The sequence below is a fragment of the Actinoalloteichus fjordicus genome, from assembly GCF_001941625.1.
Taxonomy (GTDB): domain Bacteria; phylum Actinomycetota; class Actinomycetes; order Mycobacteriales; family Pseudonocardiaceae; genus Actinoalloteichus_A; species Actinoalloteichus_A fjordicus.
Window position 1 is genome coordinate 6,100,979 of record NZ_CP016076.1, and the last position, 17,917, is coordinate 6,118,895.

Annotated in this window: 14 protein-coding genes and 2 tRNA genes; 2 read left to right on the forward strand and 14 right to left on the reverse strand. The window is 68.5% G+C overall.

All coding sequences use genetic code 11. The features are described from left to right. Positions 1-231: 231 nt before the first annotated feature. The 3 genes from UA74_RS34140 to leuC form a co-directional block, all read right to left on the reverse strand. Positions 232-1,224, reverse strand: a complete 993-nt coding sequence (locus UA74_RS34140; RefSeq protein ID WP_318533269.1) for an HU family DNA-binding protein — start codon at positions 1,222-1,224, stop codon at positions 232-234. A 140-nt stretch (positions 1,225-1,364) separates the two neighbouring features. Beyond that, positions 1,365-1,967, reverse strand: a complete 603-nt coding sequence (gene leuD, locus UA74_RS26035) for a 3-isopropylmalate dehydratase small subunit (RefSeq protein ID WP_075742582.1) — start codon at positions 1,965-1,967, stop codon at positions 1,365-1,367. Positions 1,968-2,105: 138 nt separating this feature from the next. Beyond that, positions 2,106-3,509: a 3-isopropylmalate dehydratase large subunit gene (gene leuC, locus UA74_RS26040; RefSeq protein ID WP_075742583.1), complete on the reverse strand. Its 1,404-nt coding sequence runs from the start codon at positions 3,507-3,509 to the stop codon at positions 2,106-2,108. Positions 3,510-3,579: 70 nt separating this feature from the next. Here leuC and UA74_RS26045 point away from each other — a divergent pair, with 70 nt between their 5' ends. Next, the gene (locus UA74_RS26045; protein WP_075742584.1) at positions 3,580-4,281 is read left to right on the forward strand and encodes an IclR family transcriptional regulator; all 702 of its coding nucleotides are present in this window, start codon (positions 3,580-3,582) and stop codon (positions 4,279-4,281) included. Between the two features lie 1,084 nt (positions 4,282-5,365). Here the strand turns inward: UA74_RS26045 and UA74_RS26055 are convergent. From UA74_RS26055 to gltX, 4 genes are all read right to left on the reverse strand, one after another. Next, positions 5,366-5,438 (reverse strand) — tRNA-Glu (locus UA74_RS26055). Between the two features lie 59 nt (positions 5,439-5,497). Continuing rightward, positions 5,498-5,569, reverse strand: a tRNA-Gln gene (locus tag UA74_RS26060). Between the two features lie 127 nt (positions 5,570-5,696). After that, complete coding sequence (locus UA74_RS26065) at positions 5,697-6,428, reverse strand: HAD family hydrolase (protein WP_075742586.1); 732 nt, start codon at positions 6,426-6,428, stop codon at positions 5,697-5,699. Positions 6,429-6,564: 136 nt separating this feature from the next. Then, positions 6,565-8,061, reverse strand: coding sequence for a glutamate--tRNA ligase (gene gltX / locus UA74_RS26070; RefSeq protein ID WP_075742587.1), 1,497 nt, complete (start codon positions 8,059-8,061; stop codon positions 6,565-6,567). A 93-nt stretch (positions 8,062-8,154) separates the two neighbouring features. Here gltX and UA74_RS26075 point away from each other — a divergent pair, with 93 nt between their 5' ends. Then, positions 8,155-9,447 (forward strand): FAD-dependent oxidoreductase, encoded by a 1,293-nt coding sequence (locus tag UA74_RS26075; protein ID WP_232237461.1) that lies wholly within the window; start codon positions 8,155-8,157, stop codon positions 9,445-9,447. 305 nt (positions 9,448-9,752) lie between these two features. On the opposite strand, the gene UA74_RS26080 is transcribed toward UA74_RS26075, so the two are convergent. The 7 genes from UA74_RS26080 to UA74_RS32465 form a co-directional block, all read right to left on the reverse strand. Continuing rightward, complete coding sequence (locus UA74_RS26080; RefSeq protein ID WP_075742588.1) at positions 9,753-10,526, reverse strand: fumarylacetoacetate hydrolase family protein; 774 nt, start codon at positions 10,524-10,526, stop codon at positions 9,753-9,755. A gap of 94 nt (positions 10,527-10,620) precedes the next feature. Then, positions 10,621-11,640 (reverse strand): hypothetical protein, encoded by a 1,020-nt coding sequence (locus tag UA74_RS32460; RefSeq protein ID WP_157434454.1) that lies wholly within the window; start codon positions 11,638-11,640, stop codon positions 10,621-10,623. Between the two features lie 8 nt (positions 11,641-11,648). Next, complete coding sequence (locus tag UA74_RS26090; RefSeq protein ID WP_075742590.1) at positions 11,649-13,844, reverse strand: DUF6571 family protein; 2,196 nt, start codon at positions 13,842-13,844, stop codon at positions 11,649-11,651. A 1-nt stretch (position 13,845) separates the two neighbouring features. Continuing rightward, positions 13,846-14,172, reverse strand: coding sequence for a hypothetical protein (locus UA74_RS26095; RefSeq protein ID WP_075742591.1), 327 nt, complete (start codon positions 14,170-14,172; stop codon positions 13,846-13,848). Between the two features lie 223 nt (positions 14,173-14,395). After that, positions 14,396-16,054 (reverse strand): citramalate synthase, encoded by a 1,659-nt coding sequence (cimA, locus tag UA74_RS26100; protein WP_075742592.1) that lies wholly within the window; start codon positions 16,052-16,054, stop codon positions 14,396-14,398. A 322-nt stretch (positions 16,055-16,376) separates the two neighbouring features. Next, entirely contained in the window at positions 16,377-17,441 is a 1,065-nt protein-coding gene (locus UA74_RS26105) for a 3-isopropylmalate dehydrogenase (protein WP_075742593.1), read from the reverse strand. Beyond that, a complete protein-coding gene (locus UA74_RS32465) occupies positions 17,426-17,587 on the reverse strand; it encodes a hypothetical protein (protein ID WP_157434455.1) in 162 nt (53 codons plus the stop codon). Before UA74_RS32465 ends, UA74_RS26105 begins: the two co-directional genes overlap by 16 nt. Positions 17,588-17,917 lie beyond the last annotated feature (330 nt).

Sequence of the window (17,917 nt, forward strand, 5' to 3'; positions counted from 1 at the left end):
GCACCCGCGCCTCTGCCGCACGAGCAGGGCATCGGCCGACTCGGGTCAGGCCGTCCCCGATCGGAACGGATGCCTCGCCGGGGAGAGAGGGCGGCGACGGCCTGCGGCGAACTCCTCACCGATGGACCGCGCCGGGGAAGACCCACCGCTGTGCGGGCCTACCTGACCGCACTGCGACGGGTCGGGGCGGAGGCAGGGGCGGTGGGCCGCGCACGACCCACCGCTCGCCCGCTACTTCTTCCGAGTGCTGCTCGTCGACCGGCTCGACGGCTTGGCCGCCGACCGGCTCGTGCCTGCGCGAGTGGCGCTCCGGCCCGTGGAGGCCTTCGCGGTCGACGCGCTCCTGGTGGTGCGTCCGGTGCCGGCAGACCGCGTGCTCGTCGATGAGGAACTCGACGGCTTGGCCGTGGTCTTGCGCGCGGTGCTCCGGGTGGTGCTCGACGGACGAGCCGTGGTGGCGGTCTTGGTCCGACTGGACGAGGAGCGCGCGGGCGTGCTCTTCGCGGTGGAGGACCGACTTGTACCGGCCTTGGTGGTGCTTCGTGCCGTCGACCGGCCCGTGGTCGACCGGGTGGACGTGCTTCGGCTGGTCGAGGAGGCTGCCGAGGATCGGCTGCCGCTCGCCGAGGGCCGGGTCCGGCTGGTCCCGGTCGTGCTGCGTCCGCTGGTCGACCGGGTACCGGCGGCACGAGTCCCGCCCGAGCTCGCCCGGCTGGTCGTCGACTTCGAGGTGGACTTCGAGGCCGATCCCGCCCTCGACGACGGCTTGGACTCCGTGGCGGACCGGGAGGCCGTGCTGCTCGCCGATCGCTGGGTGGGCAGTCGGGGCAGCTTACGGCTGCCGTCGATGACCTCTTTGAAGTTCGTTCCGGGCCGGAAGGCCGGCACCGTCGTCTTCTTGACCTTCACGGCCTCCCCGGTTCGGGGATTTCGTGCGGTACGGGCGGCTCTGGCTCTCTTCTCGAAGACTCCGAATCCCGAGATGTTCACCTTGTCGCCCTTGTTGACGCTTCGGACGATGACGTCGACGAGTTCGTCGACCGCAGCACCTGCGGTCTTCTTGTCGCCGAGACGCTGCGAAAGCGCGTCGACGAGTTCGGCCTTGTTCACTTTCGGTCCCTCCCGAGACGAACAGTGCGCTCGCAGCCCTGGTAGCGCGAGGGGAGCCTGCTCATTCCGGCCGGCTCTGGCGTCACCGTAAGCCCGGTTTCCGACCTTCGCCACGCGTCCGACGAGCGGCTTTCCATGTCCTGGGTCAAGAAAGGACCGAGAAGGATGCCCAGGACCCCATTCCAGGGTCGGGACGAGACCGATCGCCGAACGCCGGATTCCCTGTGCTCATAAGGGAATCCGGCGATTCGAGATCAACCGAGTCGGGCGGGGAGGGTCGTGGGCAGCCGCGATGGACGATCCCGCTCGAAAGTGTCGATGTCATCGGCATGACGCAACGTGAGTGCGATGTCGTCCAGGCCCTCCAGGAGGCGCCACCGCGTGTAGTCGTCCACGTGGAAGCGGACCGTCAGGTCCTTGGCGACGATCGTCTTCTCTCGGAGGTCGACCGTCAACTCGGTACCCGGCTCGGTCTCCAGCAGCTTCCAGAGCTGCTCGACGTCGGACTGTTCGCACTGCGCGGCCAGCAGGCCCTGTTTGCCTGCGTTGCCCCGGAAGATGTCGGCGAAGCGAGAGGAGACGACGACGCGGAAGCCGTAGTCGCCCAACGCCCAGACGGCGTGCTCCCTGGACGAGCCGGTGCCGAAGTCCGGGCCCGCCACGAGCACGCTGCCCGCTCGGAACGGCTCCTGGTTCAGCACGAAGTGCTCGTCGGACCGCCAGGCCGCGAAGAGTCCGTCGCCGAACCCGGTCCGGCTGACGCGCTTCAGGTAGACGGCCGGGATGATCTGGTCGGTGTCGACGTTCGAACGCCGCAGCGGGACGCCGACACCGGTGTGCGTGGTGAACGCCTGCATGTCGTGGAGATCCTGTTCCTCATCGTGCGTGGTGGTCGGCGTGGCCGTCGGGTGTGCGCGGGCGTCGCACGGGGCGACGGCCGTCTGCGCGAGTCCGGCCCGTGCTGACCCGGCCCGCGTCGCAGTCCTGGCGACGCGTCAGTTCAGGTCCTCGGGAGAGGACAACGTGCCGCGTACCGCCGTCGCGGCGGCGACCAGCGGGGAGACCAGGTGCGTCCGGCCGCCACGCCCCTGCCTGCCCTCGAAGTTCCGGTTGGACGTCGACGCGCTGCGCTCCCCGGGTTTGAGCTGGTCGGGGTTCATGCCAAGACACATCGAGCAGCCCGCGGAGCGCCATTCCGCGCCCGCCGTGGCGAAGACCTCGTGGAGCCCCTCCGACTCAGCCTGGCTGCGGACCTTCATCGAGCCGGGCACCACGAGCATCCGTACGCCGCCCGCGACCGTGCGGCCCCGGATGACCTCGGCGGCGGCCCGCAGGTCCTCGATCCTGCCGTTGGTGCAGGAGCCGAGGAACACGGTGTCCACCGGGATCTCCCGCAGCGGGGTGCCCGGTTCCAGCCCCATGTAGGCCAGGGCCTTCTCGGCGGCGAACCGTTCGTTCTCGTCGGCGATGGCCTCCGGATCGGGAACCGAGGCGGACAACGGCAGCCCCTGGCCGGGATTGGTGCCCCAGGTGACGAACGGAGCGAGGCTCTCGGCGTCGATGACGACCTCGGCGTCGAACTCGGCGTCGTCATCGGTGCGCAGCGTCCGCCAGTACTCGAGGGCCTCGTCCCACTCGGCGCCCTGCGGCGCGTGAGGCCTGCCCTTGAGATACGCGAAGGTCGTCTCGTCCGGCGCGATGAGACCCGCCCGCGCGCCCGCCTCGATGGACATGTTGCAGACGGTCATCCTGGCTTCCATCGACAACGCCTCGATCGCGCTGCCCCGGTACTCCAGGACATAGCCCTGTCCGCCGCCGGTGCCGATCCTGGCGATCACGGCGAGGATGACGTCCTTGCTGGTGACGCCGGGACGCAGCGTCCCGTTGATGGTGACGGCCATCGTCTTGAACGGCCGCAGCGGCAGCGTCTGGGTGGCGAGGACGTGCTCGACCTCCGAGGTGCCGATGCCGAGCGCGATGGAGCCGAAGGCGCCGTGCGTCGAGGTGTGGCTGTCGCCGCACACGACCGTCATGCCGGGCTGGGTGAGGCCGAGCTGCGGGCCCACCACGTGGACGATGCCCTGTTCGTCGTCGCCCATCGAGTGCAGCCGGACGCCGAACTCCTCGCAGTTGCGGCGCAGGGTGTCGACCTGGGTCCGCGAGACGAGGTCGGCGATCGGCAGGTCGATGTCCGTGGTCGGAACGTTGTGATCCTCGGTGGCGATCGTCAGGTCCGGCCTGCGGACCGGCCGGTTCGCGAGCCGGAGCCCGTCGAAGGCCTGCGGGCTGGTCACCTCGTGCACGAGGTGCAGGTCGATGTAGAGCAGGTCCGGCTCGTCACCACTGCCCTGCCGCACGACGTGCGCGTCCCACACCTTCTCCGCGAGTGTGCGAGCCATCGCTCCTCCCCATCGAGGTCTCTGTCCCACCATCTGGACATCCCAGATCGCGAGAAGTTAGTATCGGTTCGTGGGACAGCATAGCGGCATCGGCGTACTGGACAAGGCAGTGGCCGTCCTCAGCGCGGTAGCGGACGACCCCTGCGGGCTCGCAGAACTCTGCGCTCGAACGGGACTGCCCAGGGCGACCGCCCACCGGCTGGCGGTCGGCCTCGAAGTGCATCGACTGCTGCGCAGGGGCGCCGACGGGCGCTGGCGGCCCGGGGCGGCGCTGAGCGAACTGGCGGGGACCGCGAGCGACCCGCTGTTGGAGGCCTCGTCCTCCGTGCTGCCCAGACTTCGGGACATCACCGGCGAGAGCGTCCAGCTCTACCGACGCGACGGGATGCAGCGAGTCTGCATCGCGACCGCCGAGCCGCCGAGCGGGCTGCGCGACACCGTGCCCATCGGCAGCAGGCTGTCGATGACGGCGGGCTCCGGAGCGAAGGTCCTGGCGGCCTGGGCCGATCCCGGCACCCAGCGGGCGGTCCTGACCGACGCCGTCTACGGCGAGCGCACCCTCGTGGAGGTCCGGCGCAGAGGCTGGGCGCAGAGCGTCGCCGAACGCGAGCCGGGGGTGGCCAGCGTCTCCGCTCCGGTGCGCGACAGCGCGAGCGCGGTGATCGCGGCGATCTCGGTATCCGGACCGGTGGACCGGATCGGGCGGAAGCCGGGCGCCCGGTGGGCCTCCGATCTGCTCGCGGCCGCCGAGGCGTTGCAGTCTCGGCTCTGAACCTGTCTGTGATCCCTGCTGTCCTGGTTCGCGGGCAGGCGTGGCGATCCGCGGCGTCGTCGTCGGTCACCCTGACTCCGTCCTGGCTCCCTCCGGTCGCCTGGGAGCTCATCCACGCTGATCCCCGCTCTACGACGGAGAGACCAGAGACAGACTGTACGGAGTCTGCTTCGACCGGGTCGCCGGGTTACCCGCGATCCTCACGCGAGTCCGGCAGCCCGGTTCCGGGCCTGCGGCGAGGTCCGAGCGAAGACCGTGTCCCGGATCGCGTCGCAGGCTAGCGGGGACGACCGGCCAGTTCGTGCCGGAGCGTGCCCGGCACGGGATCATGGCTGCCTGGCGGGTGATTCGCGACACCATGGAGTGGACCCGTCGAGGTGATCATGATCACCGGTCGCGGGCTGCCGGTGCTGATCGAAGCCGCCACGTCGTCGCACGGACCTCGCGACCGCGCGGCGGGCATCCCCGCTCTCCGCCGCACGCGGCCGACATCGGTGGACGCGCCCCGGTGCCCGAGAAGACCGCTGCCGACGCCCGTGCCGACCGCAGGCAGGGCTCCGCCGGGCGCCTTCCGGGCCTCCTGCCCGCCGGAGTCGTCGCCTCGGCCGGGCGAGACCACCCCGCATCGCGTCTCACTCGGCCACAGAGCGGCCGGTACAGGTATCGCACCCGAGGACACCGAGCACGATCGGCTGCGAGGCCCGAGAACCACAGAGCGCCTCGGAACGGGTCGACGTCGCGCGGTCGAGCCGTCCGTCGCCCGGGCGGCCTGCTGACGTATTCGCGGTCGGAGTTCCCGTTCCGGAACATCGGCCCGCGTCAGCGGGAGAGTCGAGCGGCCCCGCCGGTCGCACACGACGAGCTCCCGGCCTCGTACCGATGCGCTGCGCTCGCGCCGGGGCCGCACCGAGTTCCCGTGCGGAGCTCACCGGACGCCGTCTCGGGATCAGGCGCGCGCCGAACGACGTCGATTCGGCCGCGAACGCCAGGGCGAGAGCACCGGCCTTTCGACTCACCGTTCCAGAAGACAAAGAAAAAGGACCGATCCGGCAATTTCTGCCGAATCGGTCCCATTTTCCCTAAGTAGCCCCGACGGGATTTGAACCCGCGCTACCGCCTTGAGAGGGCGGCGTCCTAGGCCGCTAGACGACGGGGCCTTAGTTATTCTCTTGTCTTGCTGCGAAAGACCTTACCACACTCGGTTTGCGTCTTTCAGCTGGGGTACCAGGACTCGAACCTAGACCAACAGAGCCAGAATCTGCCGTGCTGCCAATTACACCATACCCCACTGTCCCGGCGGGCTGATCTCCGTCTCCGGCGACCCGCTCCCCGTTCCGGTGACAGATATTAGACCACGATCCCCCCAGATGCGAAATCGGCTCCCCGAAGACCCGTGCCAGCGCCGCCCAGCGAGGTCAACGCGGGCTCGGCAGGCGAGGAAAGACCAGGTCAGGAAGCTCCGTGAGGCTGGAGATGACGGAGACGCCCACCGGCACCCTGTCCGCCTCGCCTCGGCGATCCAGCCAGACTCCGTGCAGTCCGGCGTCGACCGCGCCCGAGGCGTCGAGATCCAGCCGGTCGCCGACGTGGATGGTCTCGCTCGGCGCGACGCCGAGTGCCTCGCACGCTGTGTGGAAGATCATGGGGTCTGGTTTGCCGATGCCGAGTTCCTCGGATATCACCAGGTGATCGAAGGTGTCGATGAGACCGACGGCCGCCAGTTTCCTTCGCTGATAGAGCGAGGCAGCATTGGTAATCACAGCGAGTCGCAAACCGCTCGCTTTCAGCCACTCGAGACAGGGCCAGGCGTCGTCGAAGAGTCGCCAGGTTCGGCTGATGCACGACAACCGGTGTTCTTCCCGTTCGGCAGCCTCGCCGTCATCGAGTTCTTCGCCGAGACCGGCGAAGAACTCCTTAGTTCGCTCCCGGCGCATGGTGTCGAAGTCGACCTCCCCCGCGTGATAGCGGAGATGGTGGAGATCGGTGGTCCTGCGCCACGCGGGCCAGGCGTCGTCATGGCCGAGGAGCGCCGTGAGGCCCGAGCGGGCTGAGGTCTCGTAGTCGACCAGGGTGTCGTCGATGTCGAGGCAGACGGCGCGAATGCTGCCGCTGGGCAGTGTAGAAGGCGAGGCTAGGGCTGATGTCACCCCGTGAGGTTAGGCGCGCACGAGGCGCGATGAACTCGGCTGACAAGGTGATCCCGCCGGAGCTTCCTCGATACAGCTCGTGACAAGCCGTGAACGAACACCGGTCGTGACCAAGGTGGTCACGACCGGGTGAGCCTCACTGTGCCTGGTCGAGGCCCTGTCGCAGCCTGCCGAGGGTGCGCTCCCTGCCCAGCAGCTCCATGGACTCGTACAGCGGCGGCGAGACGGTCCGACCGGTCACCGCGACGCGAACCGGCGCGAACGCCTTCCTCGGCTTGAGGCCGAGTCCGTCGACGAGCGCGGTCTTGAGCGCGGTCTCGATCGCCTCCGTCGTCCAGTCGCTCAGCGCGTCCAGGGCCGCGATCGCCTCGGTCAGCACCGGGACGGCCGCCGCGTCGAGCGCCTTGGCGGCGTCCGCCGGCTCGGGGGCGAAGTCCGCATCGGCCACGAACAGGAACCGCAACATGCCGACGGCGTCGGAGAGGACGATCAGGCGCTCCTGCACCAGCGGTGCGGCGGCACCGAGCACCGCGAGCTGTTCCGCCGTCGGCTCCGAGGGCAGCAGCCCGCCCGCGACCAGATACGGGACCACTCGGCGAGCGAAGTCCTCGACGGGCAGGGCCCGCAGGTGCGTGGCGTTGATCGCCTCTGCCTTCTTCAGGTCGAAGCGCGCCGGGTTGGAGCTGACCTGCCGGACGTCGAAGGCCGCCACCATCTCCTCTCGCGAGAAGACGTCGCGGTCCTCGGCGATCGACCAACCGAGCAGGGCCAGGTAGTTGAGCAGCCCCTCCGGCAGGAAGCCCCGGTCCCGGTAGTTGAAGAGGTTCGACTGCGGGTCGCGCTTGGAGAGCTTGCGGTTTCCCTCGCCCTGCACCAGCGGCAGATGGCCGAACTGCGGGACCAGCTCGGCGACCCCGATACGCCGCAGCGCCTCGTACAGCGCGATCTGGCGGGGAGTCGAGGAGAGCAGGTCCTCGCCGCGCAGCACGTGAGTGATCTTCATCATGGCGTCGTCGACGGGGTTGACCAGCGTGTAGAGCGGCTCGCCGTTACCCCGGACCAGCACCGGGTCCGGCACGGAGCCCACCTTGAAGGTCACCTCGCCGCGAACGAGGTCGTCGAAGGTGATGTCGGTGTCGGGCATCCGCAGTCGCAGCACCGGCAGCCTGCCCTCGGCGCGCAGTTCGGCGCGACGCTCCTCCGTGAGGTCGCGGTCCGCGCCGTCGTAGCCGAGCTTCGGGTCACGCCCCGCAGCGCGGTGGCGCGCCTCGATCTCCTCCGGCGTGGAGAAGGACTCGTAGACCTCGCCTGCGGCGCGGAGCTTCTCGACCACGGCCAGGTGCAGCTCGCGTCGCTCGCTCTGCCGGTAGGGGCCGTACTCGCCGCCGACCTCGGGGCCCTCGTCCCAGTCCAGGCCCAGCCAGCGCATGGCGTCCAGCAGAGCCAGATAGGACTCCTCGGAGTCCCGCGCCGCGTCGGTGTCCTCGATGCGGAACACCAGGGTGCCCTTGTTGTGCCTGGCGAACGCCCAGTTGAACAGGGCGGTCCGGATCAGGCCCACATGCGGGGTGCCGGTCGGCGACGGACAGAAACGGACGCGGACAGCCGCTGGGCTGGTCTGAGGCTCAGTCATAACCCGATCAGCCTATCCATCCCGTTCCGGGTTGACAGCACCACCGGCCGGGAGGAACCTGATGTTATTCAACACTCGTTGAAATAGGAGGCGATGATGCCGACGACAAGCACCGACGGGCACCGGACCGAGGCCACCTGCGTCGTGGTCGGCGGCGGCCCGGCAGGCATGATGCTGGGTCTGCTGCTGGCCAGGGCCGGGATCGCCGTGACGGTGCTGGAGAAGCACGGCGACTTCCTCCGTGACTTCCGTGGTGACACCGTGCACCCCTCCACCCTGACCCTGCTGGACGAACTCGGCCTCGGAGAGCGCTTCGCCGAGCTGCCGCAGCGCAGGGTCGACGCGGCACGGGTGCTGGTCGACCAGGGAATGGCCAGGATCGGTGATCTGCGACGAATTCCCGGCCGACACGGGCACATCGCCCTGGTCCCCCAGTGGGACTTCCTCAACCTCGTGAAGGACGCCGCCCAGGAGGAGCCGACCTTCGAGCTGCGGATGCGCACCGAGGTCGTCGGGGTGATCCGGGCGGGCGGCCGCGTGCGCGGCGTCCGGTACCGGGACGAGTCGGGGGAAGGCGAACTGCGCGCCGACCTCGTCGTGGCCTGCGACGGCCGATCGTCCACCGTCCGCGACTCCGTCGGGCTACGGCCGAGGGAGTTCGGGGTGCCGATGGACGTGCTGTGGTTCCGGCTGTCCCGCCGAGAATCGGATCAGGCGGGCCTACTGGCCCGGTTCCGCCCTGGTGAAGGCCTGGTCTTGATCGACAGGGGCGAGTACTCGCAGTGCGGCTATCTCATTCCGAAGGGAACCGAGGCCAGGCTGAGGGCGGGCGGCATCGAGAAGTTCCAGACCCGGATCGCACGGCTGGTGCCGACGCTCGCCGACCGGGTGACCGAGATCGCCTCCTTCGACGACGTCTCGGCGCTGCTGGTGCGCCTCGATCGGCTGCGGCGCTGGCATGTGCCCGGCCTGCTCTGCATCGGCGACGCGGCGCACGCCATGTCCCCCGTCGGCGGAGTCGGCATCAACCTGGCCGTCCAGGACGCCGTCGCCACCGCCCGCATCATCGAGCCAGGGCTCTCGCGCAGCACCCTGAACAGCCGCGATCTCGCCAGGGTCAGCAGGCGACGCCGGATTCCGGCCGTCATCATCCAGGCGGCGCAGCGGCTGGTCCACCGGGCGCTGTTCCGCCGGATCGACCTCGAGAACACGGCACCGGTGGAGCCCCGGAGCGGGCGGCTTCCCCTGCCGCTGCGCGTGCTGAACCGGATTCCGATCCTCCAGGCGATTCCCGCCACGCTCGTCGGAATCGGTCCGCTGCCGGAACACGCGCCGCCTTTCGCCCGGCGTCCGCCGTCTCGGTCGGGTCGTCCGACGCCGGACTGAGAGCCGCCCGCCAAGCTCCGGCAGGTCGAACCCCGGCGAACACCGGAGGAGGGAAGGGGTCCGAGGCAGCAGGCATGGGGCGCGCTCGAGCGGACACGACTGTGCCGTCTCGACGACGAAGTGCCATCCAGAACCGGCGGGCGGCGGGAAGGGCCGCCTGCGTCGTCGAGCCGTGCCTGCGCGTCAGCCTGGTGTCTCGGGTGTCCGCGAGACACCAGGCGTGGTCGGCGCGACCGCCGCGGGGGCGGTGCATGTCGGCCGAGCGTGCAGGCCCGCTGAGGCCGGACGAGTCAGCGCCGGACGAGTCAGCGCTGGACGACCGGGTTGCGCAGCGTGCCGAGGCCCTGCACCGTGATCGCGACCGTCTGTCCCGCCGTCATCGGACCCACGCCCGCAGGCGTGCCCGTGAGGATCACGTCACCAGGCAGCAGCGTCATGACGCGCGAGATCCAGGCCACCAGGGTCGGAACGTCGTGCAGCAGATTCGCGGTGGTGGAGTCCTGCCGCACCGCGCCGTCGAGTTCGGTGCGGATGCGCAGGTCGGCGGGATCGGCGGTCGTGTCGATCCACGGGCCGAGCGGGCAGAAGGTGTCGTGCCCCTTGGCCCGAGTCCACTGGCCGTCGGCCTTCTGCTGGTCGCGCGCCGTCACATCGTTGGCGATCGTGTAGCCCAGCAGCACGTCCTTGGCCTTGGCCGGGGACACGTCGCGGCAGGGCGCGCCGATGACCGCGGCCAGCTCGCCCTCGAAGTCGACCTGCGCCGAGTCGGCGGGCAGCCGGATGCTCGCGCCGGGGCCGATCACCGAGGTCGACGGCTTCATGAAGATCACCGGGTTGGCGGGCGGCTCGCCGCCCATCTCCCTCGCGTGGTCGGCATAGTTCTTGCCGATGCAGATGACCTTGCTCGGCAGGATCGGCGCGAGCACCCGCACGTCGGCCAGCGGCCAGCGACGGCCGGTGTACGTGGGGTCGCCGAACGGGTGCTCCGCGATCTCGACCGCGACCTGGTCCGTGTCCGGCTCCCCCTCGATCGAGACGAAGGCCACTCCCTGGGGGTGGGCGATACGGCCGATACGCACGGACAACCTCCTGCGATGCTGCTTCTGGCGGACGGCACCACTCTAGACGGGCAGGTCAGCGGGGTCGGCGGTACGAGCAGCCCGGAGAGCAGGATCACGGCAGCGGGCAGCCGTCCCGCTCGGCGGCGGCGCTGGTGAGTGCGGTGAAAAGGTCCCCGTCGGGCGAGTCGTCGACGAACTCCCCGAAACCAGTGAGGTGGTAATGCACCGGCTCGCCCCCACAGGTGTGGTCGAGCCCGGTACCCCTGTACAGGTCGTCTTCACGGCCTTGCACGGTCTCCGCGATGACACCTCTCGCCACCACGAAAGTCGCTATGAGTGACAGGTTCTCACCAGGCTCCTGCGGCTTGTCGATGTCCCAGACCTGGCACGCCTCCGCCACACCGCCCGTGATCGACTCGACCGTATGTCGAATTCCCGAAGCAGGCGCCGGAATCAGCGTGGGATCTGCCAGACCGCACAGACCAGATGCTCCCTCGACAGCGTTCGGAACGGGATGCGGCGGCAGCTCGGCAGGGGCGACTAGCGGATCCGAGCCGCACCCCCATCGATCGACGAGATCGTTTGCCGCCTCTATCCCAGCCGCCAGCATCGCCCCTCGATACTCGAGATCTTCAGACGAAACAAATCCATCGTTCCTCCTGCCTGACTGAATAGAGCCGATGTCAAGCCAGAAGTCGCCGACGTCCGGATTTCCGGCACATTCGACGGGAATAGTGGCACTGCCAGTGGTCAACAAGGCATCCGTCGACCCGACCCCGACGACCTGATACGTCGGTCCACCCATTGCGAAAGAAACGATCGAACTAAACCCGGATTGATCCAGCCTGGGTAGATCAACCCGAAGAAATGGCCAAGAGGAATCTATTGCGAACTGCCCATCAACCTGGTTACGGTAACTCGTTCCGCAAGAGAACTCATAACCATCTTCGATGAATTCATCTGGCAGACCGCCACCCGGAAAACCCATCTCCTCCCATGAGTTCTCACTCAGGAGATCGTCGCAGACCAGTTTGAGTTCCGGCTCTGCGGAAGGGTTCTGGCCAGCGCCGCCAGAGCCGAAACAGCCGCCCACCACGCCGACTGCGGCTGCGATGGCAACGAGATGCTTCACGCGTCGCATCATCCACCCGACCTTGATTCATCGCCAAAGGAGATCGAGGTGTCCAGATGATAGGAAACCTTGATCTCATCAATCACGCTCCGCATCTCTCCGCCAGCAGGAGATCTTCTCCATTCGTCGAAAACTCCCTTCTGCACAGGATCAAGCGACGAATATGCGGGCACCTTGCCGTCGATCATCAACTCAGCAGGCGGCGGAGCATCCGGAGCCCACATCTCATGTCGAATCATCGCATCGAGCACAAGACTCTCTACGTCGGTGGAACCTTGACGGTATAGGTCCTGAGCCCACCCCTCCGCCGAAGAGAAGTCATCTCGGCGCGAATTCTCGACCACGTCATCGAGGACCATGGTCACACCATCCCCGAGGAGACCTCCAGCGACCGGGATCTCGCCAACGATGTTTCCCAACACGAGGTCCGTCAAGGCAGCTCGATCCTCCAACGCCTTGTTGTACTCGTTGTCCGCACTGGTCATCTCCGCATAGCCCGCTTCGGCCCGTGCACCGTCCAAGGCGTTAAAGATCACGGCCGCTTCGCGACCTGCCATCTCGACATCCGTATAACGCGTCCCTAGGTCAAAGGAGCTCGATGCCATCTCCTCAAGGCGCAGCGCGGTGTAGACCCGCTGTGCTTCGTGAATCTGGGCATACTGCTCAGGATCACTTGCCAGGTCGCCGATCACCGCACGGATGTCATCCCGATGGGCAGCGTGCCGGTTGGTGCTGCTGTCGATCGAATCCGCATTCACAAAAGCGATCTCGGCACTGATCATGTTTGTCATCGTGTCGCCCATGTTGTGCGGGATGCCGTCCGACCGGTCGGCGAAGGCGCCGATGGAGTCGCGGAGGATCTCTCGGGAGACCTCGTCCCGGCCCGCCTCCAGCGTCGCGGCCTCCAGGGCGTCGCCGAAGCTGCTCCAGCCTGCGGACACGTGGTCGTCCGGGACGGACCTGGTCAGTGAGTCGGGGATCCACTCCCGCTCGGCGAAGTACTCGACGCGGTCTTCGCCGTCCTTGGAGAAGAAGTCCTTCGCGGCCTGCGGATTCTCGTCCAGGGCGAGCATCAGCCCGTACATCGGGTCGAGCCCGGCGGTCTGGTCGTCGATGAAGTTGAAGCGCAGCGGTGCACCGAGCACGCCCTCCTGAGTGTTCCAGGCCTCAGGATTCTCCTTCTCGAAGTCGATCAGATCGTTCCCGATGAACTCCAGGAACTCCGAGGAGTACTCGCCTGAGTTCAGCAGCGGGCCCAGGAACTGGTAGCCGTAGACGCCGTCCGGTCCAGTGAATCCCGGCAGGACGACCTCCTCGCGGCCCGCCTCGGCGAGATCGGACCACCACTGCTCGCCCAGGTTGGGTTCGCTGCGGGCGTCGGTCGCGGTGGCCAGCGCCTCGCCCAGCTCGATCTGGAGACGTCTCGCCAGCTCGGGATCGGGGTGTCCGAGGTGGTTGCCGATTCCGGTGATGTCGGAGGCGAGTTCCAAGGTCCTCTCCGGCCCCAGCAAGTCCAGGAACTCGGTGGCGAACACCGGGTCCTCGGCGTAGTGCTCCAGCAGGTCGCGGAGTTCCCTGGCCTCCTCGTGCGTCAGCGGCCGGGTGCCTGCCAGCTCGGCGGCGCGGGCGGCCTGTTCCTCGATGCGTTCCTGCATGGCGGCGATGTCCGCCGCGGAGCTGTGCACGGCGCTGTGGTGCTCCAGTCGACCCGTCAGGTCGCTGTCGAGGTCCTCGGCCTCCGTCAACAGCTCCGCGATCTGGGTCTGCACGTCCACCCGCGCCCGGTGTCGCACCTCGCGCTCGTGGATCTTCTGGCCGTCGGACAATCCGGTGGTGTCGTACGGGGCGATCCAGATCTCGCCGTCCGCTCGGAGCTCCAAGCCGCTGCTGTGCGCGTAGGCGAGGACCGAGGCGAGCCGGTCCTGAATTCCGGTGATGTCGTCGGCCGCCTGCTTGTACACGTCCGCCACGTTGCGGATGTCGTCCACGCTCTGCACTCCCCGGCGCCGGATCTCGTCGACGTATCGCCCCGCTGCCTCGGCGGCGAAGCCCTGCCACACCTCGTCGTCGGCGATCCGCTCGATCACCTCGCCGTTCAGGTCCGAGAGCTGCTGGTCCAGGTCGTCCGACCAGTCGTTCCATGCCTGCGCCAGCGCGGACCAGTGGCTCGGGTCGAGATCGCGGAGTTGCAACAGATCCGGCATGTCAGCGTCCTCCCTGCCCGGATTCGGACGGGAGTTCTGCCTCGACGCGGCCGAGATCGCTCGCCGCGTCATCGTCGTTCATCCGGTAGATGCGGAGCGACTGCTCGATCTTCTCACCCGCCTCGCGGATCTCCGCCGCGAAACCGATGAGGTTCGTCTCCCACACCTCGGTGCAGACCGGTGTCTGCTCGGCGAACCGCCAGCCGGGCGAGGCGCCTGCCGCCTCGGCGCCCCGCTCGACGGTCTGTGGTGCCAGCTCTTCGACCAGGTCCGCGATACTCGCCGCGCTCGTGGCGACAGCCCCCAGTGCCGCCTCGTCAACCTGCATTCCCCGTGCCCCCGTTGTCTCGGTGTCGTGATCAACGAGGAGACAGCAGACTCGGTCGACATCGACTTCGGGGGCGAAACCGGCAGATTTCACCCGGACGCCGACGATCGACGCGTGGCCGTGACCGCCGGTGCTCACGGACTGCGGGCGGGATCACGCCGCTCTCACTCGGATCGCGGTACACGCCTCGGACGACGGCCGGGAACGGCAGCCGATGTACGACCTAGGCCCGGACCGAATCTGCCTCCTGCCGGGCGGCCCGATGGACCAGCGCGTCGCACAGCGCCAACCAGCTCGCCTCGACGATGTTGCCGTGCACACCCACCGTGGTCCACTTGTCGACGCCGTCGCCGGAGTCGACGAGCACGCGGGTCACCGCGTCGGTGCCGTGCTCGCCCGAGAGGATGCGCACCTTGTAGTCGAGCAGCCGGACCTCGGCCAGCCAGGGCAGATACCGGGTCAGGGCCGCCCGCAGCGCCGCGTCCAGGGCGTTGACCGGGCCGGTGCCCTCGGCCGTCGCGATCACCCGCTCGCCCTCGACATGCAGCCGCACAGTGGCCTCGGCGACCACCTCGCCGTCAGACCGATGGTCAAGCACCACGCGGTAGGACTCCAGGGTGAACGGTCGCAGCGCGGCAGCGGAATCGGATTCCTCGGCCGCCGTCTCCAGGCCGCCTGCCAGTTCGGCACGCAGCAGCAGCTCCAGGGAGGCGTCCGCCGCCTCGAAGGACCAGCCGCCTGCCTCCAGTTCCTTGACCCGGCGCACCACCCGACCGACCGCCTCCGGCCTGGCGGCCAGGTCCAGCCCGAACTCGCGTCCCTTGAGTTCGAGACTGGCCCGGCCCGCCATCTCCGTGACCAGCACCCGCATCCCGTTCCCGACATCGCCCGGCTCCATGTGGTTGTAGAGCTCCGGGTCGACTTTGATCGCGCTCGCGTGCAGCCCCGCCTTGTGAGCGAAGGCCGACGCCCCGACATACGCCTGGTGGGGGTCGGGGGCGAGGTTGGCGATCTCGGCGAGGGCATGGGACACGCGGGTCAGATCGACCAGCCTGCCCTCGGGAAGCACCGGCATGTCGAGCTTGGTGACGAGGTTGCCGATCACCGGGAAGAGATCGGCGTTGCCCGCCCGCTCGCCGTAGCCGTTCGCGGTGCACTGCACGTGTGTGACGCCTGCCTGCACGGCGGCGATGGTGTTGGCGACGGCGCAGCCGGTGTCGTCCTGGCAGTGGATGCCCAGCCGGAAGCCGGTGCGGGCGCTCACCTCGGTGACCGTCTCGGCCAGCCCGGTCGGCAGGCTGCCGCCGTTGGTGTCGCACAGCACCACGACGTCGGCGCCGCCGAGCACCGCCGCCTCCAGGACCCGCAGCGCGCAGTCGGGATCGGCGGCGTAGCCGTCGAAGAAGTGCTCGGCGTCGACGAAGACCCGACGCCCCTCGGCGACGAGCAGCGACACCGTGTCACGGACCATCGCGCAGTTCTCGGCGACGTCGGTGCGCAGCGCCCGCTCGATGTGCCTGCGGTCGGACTTGGCGACCAGCGTGATCACCGACGCCCGCGAGTCGAGCAGCGCGCGGACCTGCGGGTCCTCGGCGGCCGTCATCCCGGCTCGTCGGGTCGAGCCGAAGGCGACGAGGGCGGCGTGCCGCAGTTCCAGCTCGCCGTCGGCCGCCCTGGCGAAGAACTCGGTGTCCTTGGGCAGCGCACCGGGCCAGCCGCCCTCGATGAACCCGACGCCGAGGGAGTCCAGCTGTCGCGCCACGGTCAGCTTGTCGGTCACCGAGTAGGAGATGCCCTCCCGCTGGGCGCCGTCGCGCAGCGTCGTGTCATAGAGGTGGAAGGCGTCGCCGAGCGGAGTGTCTGCCGGAACGGTGCGGAACACGAAGGACTCCTCGGGCGGTGTCGAGTCTGGCTTCGAGAAAGAGGGGACAAACAAAAAGACCCCCCGCGGATGCGAGAGGTCTGCGCGTCGGGTGCTGGTGGGAGCACTACCCGACGCGCTACGCGATAATGATCATGCCGTGATGAGCCACGCGGCGATGGTGCCACACCCGCCGACGGAATCCAACCGTGCGGACGCAGAAGTCCGGATGCTGGGAAACTTCACCCGTTCGTGGCCCCGCAGCCGGGCGAAGCGCCGACGAGGGGACCAGATACGAACGGGGTCGCCCACCGTGGTGGACGGCCCCGTCGCCAGGTGGGGATCAGGCTGAGGGTGGCAGCGAGACCGGCCGCTCCGGGCGGGTGTTCGACGAGACCAGTGCGGCCAGCCGATCGCCGATCGCATAGGTCGCGCCCGGCGAGGCGTGATCCCTGGTGGCCAGGTCGAACGCCACCGACGCCTCGATTCGCTTCGCCGCCTCCGACATGCCGAGGTGGTCCAACAGCAGCGCGACCGACAGCACGGCGGCCGTCGGGTCCGCCACTCCCTGACCCGCGATGTCCGGCGCGCTGCCGTGCACCGGCTCGAACATGCTCGGGTTGCGTCGAGTCATGTCGAGATTGCCGCTGGCCGCGAGTCCGATGCCGCCGGTGATCGCCGCCACGAGGTCGGTGAGGATGTCGCCGAACAGGTTGTCCGTGACGATCACGTCATATCGCGACGGGTCGGTAACCATGTGGATGGTCACCGAATCGATGTGCTGGTAGCTGACGGTCACCTCGGGGTGCTGGAGGGAGACCTCCTCCACGATCCGAGACCACAGCGAACCCGCGTAGGTGAGCACGTTGGTCTTGTGAACGAGGGTGAGATGCCTGCGCGGGCGGGCGGCCGCCCTGGCAAAGGCGTCCCGCACCACTCGTTCCACCCCGAACGAGGTGTTGATCGAGACCTCGGTGGCCACCTCGTGCGGCGTGTCCTTGCGGAGCAGACCGCCGTTGCCCGCGTAGAGGCCCTCCGTGCCCTCGCGCACCACGAGCATGTCGACCTCGCTGGGATCGGCCAGCGGGCTGCGCACCCCCGGATACAGCCGGGCGGGCCGCAGATTGACATGGTGGTCGAGTTCGAAACGCAGGCGTAGCAGGAGTCCGCGTTCGAGGATGCCACTGGGCACCGACGGATCACCGACCGCCCCGAGCAGGATCGCGTCGTGCTGACGCAGCTCCCCCAACACCGACTCCGGCAGCAGTTCGCCGGTGGCGTGCCACCGAGCGGCACCGAGGTCGTAACGCACGATCTCCGCGTCTGGGACAACTTCACCGAGCACCTTCAATGCCTCGGCGATAACCTCGGGCCCGATCCCGTCGCCTGGGATCACAGCGAGCCGCATCCGTGCACCTCCCTGGTACAGATCCCACTGAACGGGACCAGTTCGTTCGAGCAGGCTACCGCTCCCGCGTCGGTACTCCACATGGCGGCGGCCTGCCAGCGATGATCTTTCCCGTACTGCGGGACGCCCATTCGAGTGAACATCACTCGAACAGCCTAAGGGGCGCCGTCAATCCCCCACCCGCACGAGCGCGGGCCGGCGGGCGTCCGCGCCGCGCGGAGGGCGACCGTCGGCGACGCGACGGAACCCCGGCCTGCCAGCCGATCGAGGCCGAGAACGAGTGATGCCCCGACCGTCGCCGGCCGGGGCATCACTGTCGCACTCAGAGCCTGTCTTCAATCCCCACTTTCCTGTTGCGCGGGGCCAGCGCGGCGATCTGCGGCGTTGTCGTCAGTCAACATAACTTTCGTTATGCCTCCTTCCTCCGCCTGGCAGCTCAGCCACGCTGATCCCGCTCACGACTCCAGAGGGATCAA

Excerpts from the sequence above, each read along its gene's own strand:
- leuD (WP_075742582.1), bottom strand. The coding sequence starts at position 1,967 with ATGCAGGCGTTCACCACGCACACCGGTGTCGGCGTCCCGCTGCGGCGT.
- leuC (WP_075742583.1), bottom strand. The coding sequence starts at position 3,509 with ATGGCTCGCACACTCGCGGAGAAGGTGTGGGACGCGCACGTCGTGCGG.
- gltX (WP_075742587.1), bottom strand. The coding sequence starts at position 8,061 with ATGACTGAGCCTCAGACCAGCCCAGCGGCTGTCCGCGTCCGTTTCTGT.
- UA74_RS26075 (WP_232237461.1), top strand. The coding sequence starts at position 8,155 with ATGATGCCGACGACAAGCACCGACGGGCACCGGACCGAGGCCACCTGC.
- UA74_RS26090 (WP_075742590.1), bottom strand. The coding sequence starts at position 13,844 with ATGCCGGATCTGTTGCAACTCCGCGATCTCGACCCGAGCCACTGGTCC.
- UA74_RS26095 (WP_075742591.1), bottom strand. The coding sequence starts at position 14,172 with ATGCAGGTTGACGAGGCGGCACTGGGGGCTGTCGCCACGAGCGCGGCG.
- UA74_RS26105 (WP_075742593.1), bottom strand. The coding sequence starts at position 17,441 with ATGCGGCTCGCTGTGATCCCAGGCGACGGGATCGGGCCCGAGGTTATC.